Source organism: Arthrobacter sp. EM1 (assembly GCF_029964055.1).
GTDB lineage: Bacteria > Actinomycetota > Actinomycetes > Actinomycetales > Micrococcaceae > Arthrobacter.
Map to the genome: position 1 here is coordinate 2668841 of NZ_CP124836.1, position 14186 is coordinate 2683026.

Annotated in this window: 15 protein-coding genes; 11 read left to right on the forward strand and 4 right to left on the reverse strand. The window is 65.1% G+C overall.

All coding sequences use genetic code 11. From position 1 onward, the window contains the following. On the reverse strand, positions 1-1893 hold the full coding sequence (gene glmS / locus QI450_RS12255; RefSeq protein ID WP_226774611.1) for a glutamine--fructose-6-phosphate transaminase (isomerizing): 1893 nt from the start codon (positions 1891-1893) through the stop codon (positions 1-3). A 130-nt stretch (positions 1894-2023) separates the two neighbouring features. Between glmS and coaA the strand changes: the two genes are divergently transcribed. From coaA to mscL, 3 genes are all read left to right on the forward strand, one after another. After that, positions 2024-2989 (forward strand): type I pantothenate kinase, encoded by a 966-nt coding sequence (coaA, locus tag QI450_RS12260; protein ID WP_226774610.1) that lies wholly within the window; start codon positions 2024-2026, stop codon positions 2987-2989. A 5-nt stretch (positions 2990-2994) separates the two neighbouring features. Further along, on the forward strand, positions 2995-3894 hold the full coding sequence (locus tag QI450_RS12265; protein WP_226774609.1) for a M15 family metallopeptidase: 900 nt from the start codon (positions 2995-2997) through the stop codon (positions 3892-3894). A gap of 101 nt (positions 3895-3995) precedes the next feature. Further along, positions 3996-4403 (forward strand): large conductance mechanosensitive channel protein MscL, encoded by a 408-nt coding sequence (gene mscL, locus QI450_RS12270; RefSeq protein ID WP_253032200.1) that lies wholly within the window; start codon positions 3996-3998, stop codon positions 4401-4403. A gap of 65 nt (positions 4404-4468) precedes the next feature. Here the strand turns inward: mscL and glmM are convergent, their stop codons facing one another. From glmM to rplM, 3 genes are all read right to left on the reverse strand, one after another. Continuing rightward, positions 4469-5830 carry a phosphoglucosamine mutase gene (gene glmM / locus QI450_RS12275; RefSeq protein ID WP_226774607.1) on the reverse strand — a complete coding sequence of 454 codons (1362 nt, stop codon included), beginning with the start codon at positions 5828-5830 and terminating at the stop codon, positions 4469-4471. A gap of 150 nt (positions 5831-5980) precedes the next feature. Further along, the gene (rpsI, locus tag QI450_RS12280; protein WP_069949264.1) at positions 5981-6490 is read right to left on the reverse strand and encodes a 30S ribosomal protein S9; all 510 of its coding nucleotides are present in this window, start codon (positions 6488-6490) and stop codon (positions 5981-5983) included. A gap of 36 nt (positions 6491-6526) precedes the next feature. Then, a complete protein-coding gene (gene rplM / locus QI450_RS12285) occupies positions 6527-6970 on the reverse strand; it encodes a 50S ribosomal protein L13 (protein ID WP_024367145.1) in 444 nt (147 codons plus the stop codon). Between the two features lie 308 nt (positions 6971-7278). On the opposite strand from rplM, the gene QI450_RS12290 reads away from it, so the two are divergent. The 8 genes from QI450_RS12290 (at position 7279) to QI450_RS12325 (ending at position 14173) form a co-directional block, all read left to right on the forward strand. Beyond that, positions 7279-7944 (forward strand): A24 family peptidase, encoded by a 666-nt coding sequence (locus QI450_RS12290; protein ID WP_226774606.1) that lies wholly within the window; start codon positions 7279-7281, stop codon positions 7942-7944. A 173-nt stretch (positions 7945-8117) separates the two neighbouring features. Further along, the gene (locus tag QI450_RS12295) at positions 8118-8324 is read left to right on the forward strand and encodes a Flp family type IVb pilin (protein ID WP_226774605.1); all 207 of its coding nucleotides are present in this window, start codon (positions 8118-8120) and stop codon (positions 8322-8324) included. Between the two features lie 86 nt (positions 8325-8410). Beyond that, the gene (locus tag QI450_RS12300; RefSeq protein ID WP_226774604.1) at positions 8411-8791 is read left to right on the forward strand and encodes a TadE family protein; all 381 of its coding nucleotides are present in this window, start codon (positions 8411-8413) and stop codon (positions 8789-8791) included. After that, positions 8779-9699 (forward strand): pilus assembly protein TadG-related protein, encoded by a 921-nt coding sequence (locus QI450_RS12305; RefSeq protein ID WP_226774603.1) that lies wholly within the window; start codon positions 8779-8781, stop codon positions 9697-9699. Before QI450_RS12300 ends, QI450_RS12305 begins: the two co-directional genes overlap by 13 nt. 11 nt (positions 9700-9710) lie before the next feature. Then, positions 9711-10448 carry a Flp pilus assembly protein CpaB gene (locus QI450_RS12310; protein ID WP_226774602.1) on the forward strand — a complete coding sequence of 246 codons (738 nt, stop codon included), beginning with the start codon at positions 9711-9713 and terminating at the stop codon, positions 10446-10448. Beyond that, entirely contained in the window at positions 10445-11650 is a 1206-nt protein-coding gene (locus QI450_RS12315) for an AAA family ATPase (protein WP_282468020.1), read from the forward strand. Before QI450_RS12310 ends, QI450_RS12315 begins: the two co-directional genes overlap by 4 nt. Beyond that, positions 11647-13227: a CpaF family protein gene (locus QI450_RS12320; protein ID WP_282468021.1), complete on the forward strand. Its 1581-nt coding sequence runs from the start codon at positions 11647-11649 to the stop codon at positions 13225-13227. Before QI450_RS12315 ends, QI450_RS12320 begins: the two co-directional genes overlap by 4 nt. A gap of 13 nt (positions 13228-13240) precedes the next feature. Next, entirely contained in the window at positions 13241-14173 is a 933-nt protein-coding gene (locus QI450_RS12325) for a type II secretion system F family protein (protein WP_226774737.1), read from the forward strand. The last annotated feature ends 13 nt before the right edge of the window (positions 14174-14186 follow it).

Below are 14186 nucleotides of genomic sequence, written 5' to 3' on the forward strand. Positions count from 1 at the left end.
CTATTCTACGGTCACGCTCTTGGCCAGGTTGCGAGGCTGGTCCACGTCGTAACCCTTGGCGGAGGCCAGGGCAAGGGCAAAGATCTGCAGTGGAACGGTACTGAGCAGCGGTGCCAGCAGCGTGGGGGTTTCGGGGATGTAGAAGACATGCTCGGCGTATGCCTTGACAGCCTCGTCGCCTTCTTCCGCGATGACGATGGTCTTGGCGCCGCGGGCCCGGACCTCCTGGATGTTGGAGACAACCTTGGCGTGCAGCGAGTCGCGGCCGCGGGGCGAGGGAACCACCACAAACACGGGCTGGCCCTCTTCGATCAGGGCGATCGGGCCGTGCTTGAGTTCACCGGCGGCAAAACCCTCGGCGTGGATGTAGGCGAGTTCCTTGAGCTTGAGCGCACCCTCCATTGCCACGGGGAAGCCGACGTGGCGGCCCAGGAACAGGACGGATTTGGCGTCCGCCATGGACTGGCCGAGTTCCTTGATCTGTGCTTCGTTGTCGAGGATCTGCTGGATCTTGGCCGGGATCTTGTTCAGGTCCGCGAGGATGTCCTTGATCTCGCCCTGGAACTTGTTGCCGCGCAGCTGGGCCAGGTAGAGGCCCAGGAGGTAGGCGGCGGTGATCTGCGCCAGGAAAGCCTTGGTGGAGGCGACGGCGATTTCCGGCCCGGCGTGGGTGTACAGCACGGCGTCGGACTCACGCGGGATTGTGGACCCGTTGGTGTTGCAGATCGAGACCGTTTTGGCGCCCTGTTCCTTGGCGTAACGGACGGCCATCAGGGTGTCCATGGTCTCGCCGGACTGGGAAATCGAGACGATCAGGGTGTTCTCGTCCACAATCGGGTCGCGGTAGCGGAATTCGTGCGAGAGCTCCACCTCGGTCGGGATCCGGCACCAGTGCTCGATCGCGTACTTGGCGACCTGGCCGGCGTAGGCGGAGGTGCCGCAGGCGAGGACGATGATCTTGTTGACGTTCTTGAGCAGTTCCGGATCTACCCGGAGCTCGTCGAGGGTCAGCTTGCCGTTGATGTCCGAGCGGCCCAACAGGGTCTGCAGGACGGCGTCCGGCTGGTCGTGGATTTCTTTTTCCATAAAGGACGGGAAGCCGCCCTTTTCCGCCGAAGCCGGATCCCAGTTGACGTGGTATTCCTTGCCCTCGGCCGGGGCGCCGTAGAAGTCGGTGATTTCCACGGTGTCTGCGGTGATGGTGACGATCTGGTCCTGGCCGAGTTCGACGGCGCGCCGGGTGTAGTCGATGAACCCGGAGACGTCCGAGCCGAGAAAATTCTCGCCGTCACCGAGTCCGACGACGAGCGGGGAGTTCCGGCGGGCTGCCACCACAACATCGGGCTGGTCCGCGTGGACGGCGAGGAGGGTAAACGCACCTTCCAGGCGCTGGCAGGCAAGCTGCATGGCTTTGGTGAGGCCGCCGTTGGCGGGGTCGCCCTGGAGTTGATTCCGGTAGATATCGCCCAGGAGGGCCGCAGCGACTTCGGTGTCCGTCTCGGAGAGGAAAGTCACTCCCTTGTGCACGAGTTCCAGCTTGAGTTCGGCGAAGTTTTCGATGATGCCGTTGTGGATGACGGCCAGCTTGCCCCCGTCGGAGAGGTGCGGGTGCGCGTTCTGGTCCGTCGGACCGCCGTGGGTTGCCCATCGAGTGTGACCGATGCCGGTCAGCGAGTCAGGCAGCGGGTTGGCCTCAAGTTCGGCGATCAAGTTGCTCAGCTTGCCCGACTTTTTGCGCGATGAAATGGTTCCGTCCGCCACTACGGCGATCCCTGCAGAGTCGTAGCCCCGGTATTCCAAGCGCCGCAGTCCCTCAAGGACAACGTCCAGAGCATTGTGTCCAGTATTTACCCGGCCAGCGGAGTGGCCCACATATCCAACGATTCCACACATGGACACAAGCCTAGCGGGTTTCCTGGGCCCCCGGCGTAGGATCAGCAGCCAGCCCGCAACCTGCCTGCCGCGCGGCGGTCCGCTGACGGCCCATTTCGCTCTCGGCCCGGCGAAGGGCAGAATCTCTAGGGTGACTTTGCAACGCAATGATGCGAACGGCGACGGCGTCTCCCCGTTCGTGGAGCTGGACCGGCAGACCTGGTCCCGGCTCGCTGCCCAGATGGAGCAGCCCCTCAACCGGGAGGACGTGCTCCGTCTCCGTGGCCTCGGCGACCCCCTGGATATAAAGGAAGTCCGCGAGGTCTATCTCCCCTTGTCCCGGCTCCTGCATTTGTATGTCGAGGCGGCAGGCCAGCTCCATGCCGCGACCACAACATTCCTGGGAGAGCAGACCCAGCGCACGCCGTTTGTGATCGGCGTCGCCGGCTCGGTCGCCGTGGGCAAATCGACAATCGCCCGGGTACTCCGCGAGATGCTCCGCCGGTGGCCCGGTACCCCCAACGTGGAGCTGATCACCACCGACGGTTTCCTGTACCCGCTGGCCGAACTCAAGCGGCGGCAGCTGCTGGAACGGAAGGGATTCCCCGAATCCTACGACCGCCGCGCCCTGCTCCGCTTTGTGAGCGAGATCAAGGGCGGGGCCGAAGAAGTCCGGGCACCCTGGTACTCCCATGTAACGTACGACATCGTCCCGGGCAAGGAAGTGGTGGTGCGCCGCCCCGATGTGCTGATCGTTGAGGGGCTGAACGTGCTGGCGCCGGCCAGGCCGCGCCAGGACGGCCGGCAGGGGCTGGCGCTGAGTGACTTCTTCGACTTTTCCATCTATGTTGACGCCAAAACCTCCTATATAGAGGAGTGGTACGTGGACCGCTTCCGCACCCTTAGGACCACGGCGTTCGCGCAGCCGGAATCCTACTTCCACCGCTATGCCACGCTCTCGGATGCCGAGGCGGAACAGACTGCCCGGGATATCTGGAAACGCATCAACGAACCAAACCTCGAAGAGAACGTGCTCCCCACCAGGGGCCGTGCACAGCTGGTCCTCACCAAGGACGCAGACCACTCCATCCGCCGTATGCTGCTCCGCAAGGTGTAGCACACGTGTGCCATGACGGTTCGGCCGCGGCTCAGCCGGCACCGGAGTCAGCCGCCGGCCCCGGCAGGCGGGCTTTCAGCCGGCTCCTGCTGGCCGGCTCGGGCCTCGCGGTCCTCAGCGCCTGCGCTCCCGAAGGGATCCGGCCGCTGCCGTCCGTGTCGGCAACGCCGCCGGCAGCCACCGGGGGGACGGTTTCGGCGACGGCTGCGGCAGGGATTCTGCCGGACAGTCCCGCAGCCACCGAGCCAACAGCAGCAGCTCCGGCCCCGGCCCCCGCGGTGTCCACTGCGGCACCCCCGGCCCGGCACTCACTCACCGACCCGGCGAGCCCGTGGGTCATCGTGAACAAGCACCGGCCACTTTCCCCCGCCGACTTCGCTCCGGCAGGCCTCGTCCAGCCGCGCGTGCGCCTGGCCACCTCCGGCGAAGCGGCGCTACTGAACAGCACGACGGCGGCAGCAGCGGAAGAGATGTTTGCTGCGGCTGCGGCCGACGGCATCTCCATCACCCTGGCCAGCGGGTACCGCTCCTTCGCCACCCAGATCGCGACTTATAACAAGTGGGTGGCTGCGGAGGGGCAGGCCGGTGCGGATACCGCCTCCGCCCGGCCGGGCTATTCGGAACACCAGACGGGCTGGTCCTTCGACATCGGCGACGGCAGCGGGCAGGACAGCTTCACCCCCGCATTCGCCACGCAACCGGCAGCACTTTGGGCCAAGGCCAACGCCCATCGGTTTGGTTTTGTGGTGCGCTACCCGTGGATGTTCCACGAGCAAACCGGCTACTACTACGAACCCTGGCACCTGCGCTACGTGGGCGTGGAAGCGGCGGTCGATATGAACACCCGGGGCGTTGCGACTCTCGAGGAGTACTTCGGCCTCGAAGCGGCGCCGGGCTACCGGTAGACCCGGTGCCTGGACCCGAGCTCCGGAGCGGCCGACCGACACGCTACGGGAACTAACCTCCCTGATACGGGGTGTTCACACAGGCGGGCTATTTTGAGTACATGCTAACCGGGTTCAAGAACTTTATTCTCAAGGGCAACGTCGTAGACCTTGCCGTCGCAGTCGTCATCGGCGCCGCTTTTGGCGCCGTGGTAACGGCACTAGTCCAGAGCGTGCTGATGCCGTTCATTGCAGGCCTGGTGGGTTCGCCCAACTTTGACAGTTTCGCCGTTGTTACCTTGAACGGAAATGACATCAAGTTCGGTGTGCTGCTGACCGCGATCGTCAACTTCCTCCTGATCGCGGCAGCTATCTACTTTGTTGTCGTCGTCCCCATGAACCACATGATCGAACGACGCAACCGCCGCCTCGGCATCAACGCCGACGTCAAGGCAGAAGCAGCCGAGGATCCCCAGATCGCCCTGCTCACCGAGATCCGCGACGCGCTCCAGAGCGGGCGCGCCAGCTAAAGGCGCCGCACGCAGTTGTGGCGTGTCCCCCGCGGGGGACACGCCACAACTGAGTGAGGGAAAGCTCAGTCGGCGACGAGCTCCAAGGCCAGCTCGGTCCGGACCACCTGGGCAAGGCGCTCCGCGACGTGCTGGGCCGTGTCCTGGGACTCCGCCTCAACCATCACCCGGACCACAGCCTCGGTGCCTGAGGGGCGCAGCAGGACCCGTCCGGTGTCTCCGAGCTCGGCCTCAGCCCGCGCAACGGCTTCAGCCACTGCGCCGTCGCCCTTGACCCGCGTGCGGTCCACTCCCCTGACGTTGATCAGGACCTGCGGAAGTTTGGTCATCACCGCGGCCAGTTCCTTCAACGGACGGCCGGTCAGTGCCACCTGGGCGGCAATCTGCAAGCCGGTGAGGACGCCGTCGCCGGTGGTGGCATGGTCGGCGAAGATCACGTGGCCGGACTGCTCGCCGCCAAGGTTGTAGCCGCCTTCGCGCATCCCTTCCAGGACGTAGCGGTCGCCCACTCCTGTTTCGCGCAGGCTGATGCCGGCTTCGCGCAGCGCGATCTTGAGGCCGAGGTTGCTCATCACTGTCGCGACGAGGACGTCGTCCTTGAGCTTGCCGGAGGCTTTCAACGCAACGGCGAGGATGGCCATAATCTCATCGCCGTCCACTTCACCGCCTTCGTGGTCAACGGCCAGGCAGCGGTCCGCATCGCCGTCATGCGCAATCCCGAGGTCCGCACCGTGCTCCAGGACTGCTTGCTTGAGCGGTCCCAGATGGGTGGAGCCAACGCCGTCGTTGATGTTCAGGCCGTCCGGTTCCGCGCCGATAACAACAACGTCAGCGCCGGCGTCCTTGAAGACCTGAGGGGAACAGCCACTCGCCGCACCGTGGGCACAGTCCAAAACGACCTTAAGACCGTCCAGGCGGTGTGGGAGGGTGCCGAGCAGATGGACGATGTAACGGTCCTCGGCGTCCGAGAAACGCTGGATCCGGCCAACATCGCCCCCGATCGGCCGGAATGGCTCTTTGCCGAGCTGTTCCTCGATGGCGTCTTCAACGGCGTCAGGGAGCTTCTGGCCGCCACGGGCAAAAAACTTGATGCCGTTATCCGGGGCAGGATTGTGCGAAGCGGAGATCATCACACCGAAGTCTGCGTCGAGATCCGCCACCAGATAAGCCGCGGCCGGGGTCGGCAGCACACCGGCGTCGTACACGTCGATCCCGGAGCTGGAAAGCCCCGCTTCGACGGCAGCTGCGATGAATTCACCACTGGCCCGGGGGTCCCGGGCGACCACGGCACGCGGCCGGGTCACGCTCGTATTACGGTCGTGGCCAAGCACCACTGCCGCGGCCTGGGCCAGCTGCATCGCCAGCTCGGCCGTCAGCAGGCCGTTCGCCAAACCCCGGACACCATCTGTTCCAAATAATCTAGACATCGGGTCAAGTTTAGACGATGGCGGGCCATCTTCCGCCCGTCGGGCCCCGCCGAGCCCGCGGCGCCGGCCGAATACCGGCCGTTGCGGAGGGCAAACGGCGAAAGCCCGCCCCGCCACAATGGGCGGAACGGGCTTTCGCGCCAGCGCAGTTTAGCGCTTGGAGTACTGCTGAGCCTTACGGGCCTTCTTGAGGCCGGCCTTCTTGCGCTCGATGACGCGGGCGTCACGACGCAGGTAACCGGCCTTCTTCAAGGTGGCCCGGTTGTTCTCGGTGTCGATCTCGTTCAGTGAACGGGCGATGCCGAGGCGCAGGGCACCGGCCTGGCCGGAAATTCCGCCACCGTGGATACGGGCGAAGACGTCATAGGCGCCATCAAGATCAAGGATCTTGAAGGGCTCGTTGACGTCCTGCTGGTGCAGCTTGTTCGGGAAGTAGTTGGCCAGTTCGCGGCCGTTGATGATCCACTTGCCGGTGCCGGGCACGATGCGAACGCGTGCGACGGCTTCCTTGCGACGGCCAACTGCTGCACCGGCAACCGTGAGGGCCGGGCGTTCCTTCTTGGGCGCTTCTGCTTCTGCAGGACCGCTTTCCGAGGTGTAGCTGGTCAGGTTTTCCTCAGCCACAACGGCCTCGGTGGTCAGTTCTTCGTTCTGAGCCACGATTCTCCTTGATAAAAAGTTGGTTGGTGGCCAGGACTACTGGGCGACCTGGGTGATTTCGTACGTCTTGGGCTGCTGGGCTGCGTGGGGGTGCTCTGCACCCTTGTAGACCTTCAGCTTGCCCAGCTGCTGTGCAGCGAGGGAGTTCTTCGGGAGCATGCCCTTGATGGCCTTCTCCACGGCGCGAACCGGGTTGGATTCCAGCAGCTCCGCGTAGGTGACCGAGGTCAGGCCGCCCGGGTAGCCGGAGTGGCGGTATGCGCGCTTCTGCTCCAGCTTGGCGCCGGTGAGGGCAACCTTTTCAGCGTTGATGATGATGACGAAATCGCCCATGTCCATGTGGGACGCAAAGGTGGCCTTGTGCTTGCCGCGCAGCAGGATTGCGGTCTGGCTGGCAAGACGACCAAGGACAACGTCGGTGGCGTCAATGACGTGCCACTGGCGGTTGATATCGCCGGGCTTCGGGGTGTACGTACGCACGGTGTTTGCCTCGTTCTTGTTCTGGCGTTCTTGTTTTAGGCGTCACACGAAGGTGCACCTACTATCTATGCGTTACCGGAACAGAGGTGAGGGCTCTATGTAACCAGTCATCCTGAGGTCTCGACTGTGCCCACCGGGTAGTCATCCTGCAACCGGATTCCCACGTGGGCACGCATCATCGAGAAGGACACGCACAACGACTACCAAGAATAGCCGAAGACGGGTCGCTGGGTCAAAATGGGGTGTCCCCGTGCACGGTGCACGGTCAGCCCGGCCCGCCCCCGTGCTGCTCCAGTCAGGGAGTCCTAGTGTCCTTATCAGGTATTGCAGCCAGCGCCGGGCCGCTCCTCGTCATTTCCGCGGGACTGTTCGGCCTGTTCGCGGCGATGCTCTCCGAGCTGGCGATCGCTCGCTCGCTCCCCCGCCTTGGCGTATTGCCGGCCAGATGGACACGAATTACGACGTCGGCCCTGACTGGCCTATTTTGCGTCGCCCTGGCACTCCGGTTCGGTGCGGTCTGGTCGCTGCCAGCCTTTCTGGTGCTTGGCGTGCTCGCCGTCCAGCTGGCCCGCATCGACCTCACTCTCCGCCTGCTGCCAAATCCACTCGTGGGCGCCTTGCTCGTGTCCGGCTTGGCGCTCTTCGCTGTCAGTAGCGTGGCCACGACCGATTGGTTCGGGTTTCTTCGCGCAGTGGCCGGGGCGGCGGTCTTGTTCGTTGTATTCCTGAGCCTGGCGCTCGTGTCGCCGCATGGCATCGGAATGGGCGATGTGAAGCTCGCCGCTCCTGTGGGCCTCTACCTGGGTTTCCTGGGTTGGAGCCAGGTACTTTACGGCGGCGCCCTGGGCTTCGTCATCGGGGGGATTGTCTCCCTAGTCGCGATCCGGCGGCAGGTACCGGGCCGAGCGGCTGAGGTTGCTTTTGGGCCCTCTCTGCTCGCGGCGGCCCTGGGGGTTGTTTTGTTCACGTCGTAGCCCGCGAGGAGCGCTCCATTTCCCAGCGTAGGCACAGGTCCAGCGCAGGAACAGCCCGTACGTCAAGCCTTTGCGCAGCTTGCGCGCAGCACCGGCCCGAAGCGTCCTGGCACGTTCTAACGTATATTCTGGAGCTGGCGCTGGGCCAGCCGCATCTCTCTTCAGGAGTCTTTATGTTCGCTCGTCTGGCAGCAAACCTGCACACCCTCGGTTTCACGCTCCAGTCCCGCCTTCGCAACGATGAAAAGGGCGCCACCGCGGTCGAATACGGCCTCCTGGTGGCCCTGATCGCCGTGGTCCTGATCGTCGGTGTCACCGCTTTCGGCAAAGACCTGAGCGCCTTCTTCACGGGCCTCAGCGCCAAGACCACGCTCAAGTAGCCGGCCCGGCCGGACAGCTGCCTCTCGAGGCGCTGCGGTGCCTCGGTTGATTGTGGCCGCATTCCCTACGTCTGCCGAAAGAAGCAATGGAACGATCATCCTCAGAGCGCGGCGCCGCCGCAGTCGAGTTCGCCTTGATCGTTCCGTTGCTTCTTTTGCTTCTTCTGGGGGTTATCGAGTTTGGCCGGGTCTTCAACGCCCAGCTGCAGCTGAGCGCCGCCGCCCGGGAATCGGTACGGGTGATGGCCATCCAGAAGCTGCCCGGCACGGCGATCAACACGGCGATCGCTGCGGCGCCAAACCTCAATCCCCGGCTCAACGCCGGGAACATCCAGGTCACGCCGGCGTCCTGCGCCGCCGCCACGGATGTAACGGTCACCATCACCTACTCCGTGGATCTGTTGTCCGGCCTCTTCGCCGACTCTGTCCCGCTGACCGGACGGGCGGTGATGCGATGCGGCGGCTGAACAGGCAGCTGAGGAACGGGGAAGACGGCGCCGTGGCCGTGATCATGGCAATTTTTATGGTGGTGTTGCTCGGCATGACCGCAATCGTGGTGGACGTCGGCATGATCTATGCGGAACGGTTCCAGCTACAGAACGGGGCCGACGCTGCGGCTCTGGCCATTGCTCAGGACTGCGCTGCGGGAAGATGCACCAATCCCGACGCCACGGCCACGCTGCTCGCCGGGAAGAACGCCCACGACGGGGTTTCCGCCGCCACGGCCGTCATTTCCGGGAACTCCGTGACGGTCCGGACCAGCACCGCCACCCCGGACGGCGGCAGCGCCGTCCGGCACTGGTTTGCCCCGGTCCTGGGCATCAAGTCCACCACGGTAGAGGCGGAGGCAAAGGCCTCGTGGGGCAGCCCGTCAAAAGCCACCGTTTTTCCGTTCACCGCCCCCCGTTGCATTTTCGATTCGGCACCCAAAGATGTTGAGCTTTGGATCACCAGTACCTCCACCTGCACCGGCGCAGGTGGCCAAACATTACCGGGCGCTTTTGGCTGGCTAGACGCAGACGCAAGGAATGACTGCCAGACTTCCGTCGACGTCCACCAGGTCATCGGCGGCGAGCCGGGCAAGAGCGGCCCCAAGGGATGCCACATTGATGGCACCACCATCCTCCTTCCGGTCTACGCCAGCGCCTCCGGCAACGGAAACAACGTGTCATACGTTATCGACGGTTTCGCCGCCCTCAAAGTGACCGCGCACAGCTGGCCGAGCGAGCAGCGATCGGAGGCTGGCTGCAATAAGTGCACGGGCGTCAAGGGCAAATTCATTACGCTGGTCTCCCTCGCGGATCTCCAGTCTTTCGGCGTTGAGGAGCTGGACGGAAAGTCCCTCAACGCCTTCTTCGTCGCGTTAACCCTGTAGGAGCAATCAGAGTGAACAGCAGAGTCCTGGCATCGGTAGCAGCCGTCGTGCTGGCAGTGGTCGGGAGCATCCTGCTGGTCTCCTACACCAACGGCGCAGAGCAGCGAGCTTTCGCTGGAGTCCAGACCTCCGAGGTGCTCATAGTCAGCGCGGCGGTGCCCGCCGGAACCCCTTCAGCCACGGTGCTGCAGAGCGCCACGCGGCAAGCTGTGCCCGCAAAGACTCTTGCGGCTGACGCCGTGTCCGATCCTGCAGCCATCAGCGGACTCGTCACAACCGTGGACCTGGTGCCCGGTGAACAGCTCCTGCGCACCCGATTCCGGGATCCGGCCACCACGACGGACCCGGGGACTGCCACTGTGCCGGCCGGGATGCAGGAGGTGTCGATCCTCCTGGCGCCGCAGCGCGCGGTGGGCGGACTGCTCAAGGCCGGGGACACCGTGGGGATCTTCATCTCCCTCGGTGCTGGCATAACCAAACCGCCGGCGGAAGTCACGCATCTGACGCTGCACAAAGTCCTAGTCACTGCCGTCCAGGGAGCAACCGCCCCTGTCACGGAAAAATCGAGCTCCGAAGCCAGCCCGGGGGCCGCATCCGAGAACTTGCTGGTGACCCTGGCACTGACCTCGGCAAACGCGGAGAAAGTTGTCTATGGACAGGAGTTCGGCACCATCTGGCTCTCCGGCGAACCCTCAACCGCCGGGGAAGACGGCACCCGCGAACTGAGCCGCGAGGGGATCTACAAGTGAGCCGTTACGTCGTCGTGACCGATGATCCTGGCCTGCCGGGCCGGATCGGGGCAGCCGCCACGGGGCCCTTGCAGGGGGACGTCCACCGCTGGCAGGGCGGCAGGCTTCCGGGGCGCCCTGCCGACGTTCGGAGCCAGTTGGAACGCCCCGCTGATCTCGAGGTTCTGATCCTTGGCCCGGGCATGCCGCTGGAGCTGGCGCTGACGCTCGCGACGGCGTTCGACGTAGAATGCCCCGAAGTGGCGGTACTCCTGGCGGCTCAGCCGGACCCCGGCGTTGTGCTGGCGGCGCTGCGCGCCGGAGTCCTTGACCTGCTGGAACCGGAGGCCGGTGCTGCCGAGATCGCGGCGCTGCTCCACCGTGCCGTGCGTAGCGCCGCTGTGCACCGCAGAGCTGTGCCCGTGGAACAGACCAAGGCTGCGACGCCTGCCGGGCGGGTCATCGCCGTCGTCTCACCCAAGGGCGGCGTCGGAAAGACGACTATCGCGAGCAATCTCGCAGTGGGCCTCGCCAGGTCAGCGCCGCACGGCGCAGTTTTGGTGGATCTGGATCTGCAGTTCGGCGACGTTGCCAGCGCACTCGCCATCTCCGCTGAACACTCGGTGTCCGACGCCGTACACGGTCCCGCGCGGCGGGACACCATGGTGCTCAAGACGTTCCTGAGCGCCCATCCCAGTGGTCTCTATGCACTCTGCGCCCCGGACTCCCCCGACGCCGCCGAGGGACTGACCGGCGAGGACGTTGCCCACCTGCTCGGCCAACTGGCCAGCCAGTACCGCTATGTTGTAGTGGACACCGCCCCCGGCCTGTCGGACCACACCCTTGCCGCCCTGGACCAAGCCACGGATTTCATCTTCGTCACCGGTCCTGATGTGCCGGGCGTCCGGGGCATGCGCAGGGAACTGGACGTGCTGGCCGAGCTGGGGATGCATCCGCTCAAGCGGCATATGATCCTCAACGGCGCGGACTTCAAGGCCGGCGTCTCACTGCGCGATGTGGAGACTGCGCTGGGAACCAGCGTGGACGTGGTGATACCGCGCTCCCGAGCGGTCGCTCTTTCCACCAACCAGGGATCCCCCCTGCTGAACGGAGCGGTCCGCGGACCGGCCACCAAAGCACTGCAAACATTGTTGGCCCGCTTCGTCGCCCCTGCAGTCCCGCCCCGGCGGTTCGGGCCCCGGCACCGGGTAGGAGCCAAATGAACCTCGCCCAGCGCCTGCAGGCTGCCCGCGACATTGCCGGACAGCAGCCCCGTTACGAAGCACCCGCACGTCCTGACCGCCCCGCACCCGCATCCTCACTGATGCCCGCCCCGGACCCGACCTCTATCCCTGCCCCTGCGCCTGGCCCTGTACCGGTCCCGGTCCCGGCCCCGGTCAAGAGTGCGCCGGACGCCCGCTCCGTTCGCGCGGCAGGCACCACCCAGCCGGTTCCCCCGTACGCCGCCGGGAGTCCCCGGAAACCCGCGCCGGCGGCGGCCGCCCCGGCCCGGGACGCCCTGGCGAAGTTGAAAGATCGGGCCGGTTCCATTTTGTTCGAACGGCTGGGCACCCGGCTGATTGATACGTCCCTGACCGAGGATCAGCTGCACGCGCTGGTGCAGCAAGAGCTCATCGAGGTGGTCGAGGCCGAGCAGGTGCCGCTGACCAAGGATGAAAGACAACGCCTGATCAAGGGCGTCAGCGATGACGTCCTGGGCTACGGACCCCTGCAGCGCCTCCTTGACGACGAGAGCATCACGGAGATCATGGTCAACGGCCCGGACATGATCTACGTCGAACAGGATGGGAAACTGACCCGCAGCAGGGTCCGTTTCGCCTCCGAAGCGCACCTCCGGAAGGTCATCGAGCGCATCGTTGCGCGGGTGGGACGGCGCATCGATGAATCCTCGCCCTTGGTGGACGCCCGGCTGGCCGACGGATCCAGAGTCAACGCCGTTGTCCCGCCGCTGGCCGTCAACGGGTCGTCACTGACCATCCGCAAATTCGCCACCGACCCCTTCCAGGTCCACGACCTCATCGGCTTCGGCACGCTGTCCCCGGAAATGGCCGAGCTCCTCGACGCCTGCGTCAAAGCCCGCCTGAACATCATCGTCTCGGGCGGCACCGGGACGGGCAAAACCACGCTGCTCAACGTCCTGTCCAGCTTCATTCCGGACGGCGAACGCATCGTCACCATCGAGGACGCCGTCGAGCTCCAACTGCAGCAGGACCATGTGGTCCGGCTGGAGAGCAGGCCCAGCAACATTGAGGGTAAAGGCGAAATCACCATCCGCGACCTCGTCCGCAACTCCCTCCGGATGCGGCCCGACCGGATCGTGGTGGGTGAGGTCAGAGGCGGAGAGACCCTGGACATGCTGCAGGCCATGAACACCGGCCACGATGGTTCCCTGTCCACGGTCCACTCAAACTCCCCCCGGGATGCCATCGCCCGGCTCGAAACCCTGGTACTGATGGCCGGGATGGACCTGCCGCTGCGCGCAGTCCGGGAACAGATCGCCTCCGCCGTGGACGTGATCGTCCAACTCACCCGGCTCCGCGACGGCACCCGCCGCGTCACCCATGTCACCGAAGTCCAGGGCATGGAAGGCGAGATCGTGACCCTTCAAGACGCATTTGTCTTCGACTACAGCGCCGGACTCGATGCCAACGGCCGTTTCCTCGGCAAGCCGATGCCCACCGGGGTCCGCCCGCGGTTTACGGACCGCTTCACGGAACTCGGCATAGAGCTCTCCCCCGGGATTTTCAATCCTGCTCCCGTATTGGCCCGGGCCCGATGACGAAGGCAAACTCATGGAAATGATCCTGGGATTTCTGTTGAGCTACGCGGCCCTGGGCGTTGCCGTTCTGTTCGTTGTGGCGCCGCGTAGGCCGGCCACCCTGCTCAACCGGCGGGCCGCCACAGTTCCCGGCCGGAGCACCTTAGCCGGGGGTATGGGGGCCCGGGCAACTGCAGCCGTGGAATCCCTGTTGAAGCGGCGGAACTACACTGCAGCGGTGGCGGCATCGCTGGAACAGGCAGGCCTCAGTATGAGGGCCGCGGAGTTTGTGGTGCTCGGACTGGCCGGCGCGGCCATCATCGGCGCCGTAGCGCTGGCCGTGCTAGGTCCGCTTCCGGCGTTGATTCTCCTGCTACTCTCGCCGTTCGGTGCGCGCTTCATCCTGCGGTTCCTGGCATCGCGCCGCCGAGCAAAATTCGCCGCACAGCTCGACGAGACCCTGCAGCTTCTCGCCGGTGGCCTGCGCGCCGGCCACAGCCTGCTGCGCGCCATTGACGCGGTGGCCGGGGAAGCCGAGGCCCCCACCACCGCTGAGTTCGCACGGATCATCAACGAAACGAGGCTCGGCCGGGATCTGGGCGAGGCTCTGGACGACGCCGCCCTGCGCATGCGCTCGGAGGATTTTTCATGGGTGGCCCAAGCCATCGCCATCCACCGGGAGGTTGGCGGCAACTTGGCTGACGTGCTGGACCAGGTGGGCCAGACCATCCGGGAGCGGAGCCAGATCCGCGGCCAGGTGAAGGCTCTCAGCGCCGAAGGGAAGATCTCGGCGCTGGTCCTGATGCTGCTGCCGGTGGCGATCACGGGAGCCTTGATGGTCATCAGCCCGGGGTACATGGATCCCATGGTGACCACACCGCTGGGCCTCACGATGGTCGGCGCCGCGGCAGTCCTCTTCAGTCTGGGCGGACTCTGGCTGCGCAAAGTCGTTCAGTTCAAGTTCTAGCGAAGGCCTGAGA

Bases quoted from the DNA above. Each gene is read 5' to 3' on its own strand.
- glmM (WP_226774607.1), bottom strand. From the start codon at position 5,830: ATGTCTAGATTATTTGGAACAGATGGTGTCCGGGGTTTGGCGAACGGC.
- QI450_RS12300 (WP_226774604.1), top strand. From the start codon at position 8,411: ATGGAACGATCATCCTCAGAGCGCGGCGCCGCCGCAGTCGAGTTCGCC.
- QI450_RS12325 (WP_226774737.1), top strand. From the start codon at position 13,241: ATGGAAATGATCCTGGGATTTCTGTTGAGCTACGCGGCCCTGGGCGTT.
- QI450_RS12295 (WP_226774605.1), top strand. From the start codon at position 8,118: ATGTTCGCTCGTCTGGCAGCAAACCTGCACACCCTCGGTTTCACGCTC.
- mscL (WP_253032200.1), top strand. From the start codon at position 3,996: ATGCTAACCGGGTTCAAGAACTTTATTCTCAAGGGCAACGTCGTAGAC.
- QI450_RS12320 (WP_282468021.1), top strand. From the start codon at position 11,647: ATGAACCTCGCCCAGCGCCTGCAGGCTGCCCGCGACATTGCCGGACAG.
- glmS (WP_226774611.1), bottom strand. From the start codon at position 1,893: ATGTGTGGAATCGTTGGATATGTGGGCCACTCCGCTGGCCGGGTAAAT.
- QI450_RS12305 (WP_226774603.1), top strand. From the start codon at position 8,779: ATGCGGCGGCTGAACAGGCAGCTGAGGAACGGGGAAGACGGCGCCGTG.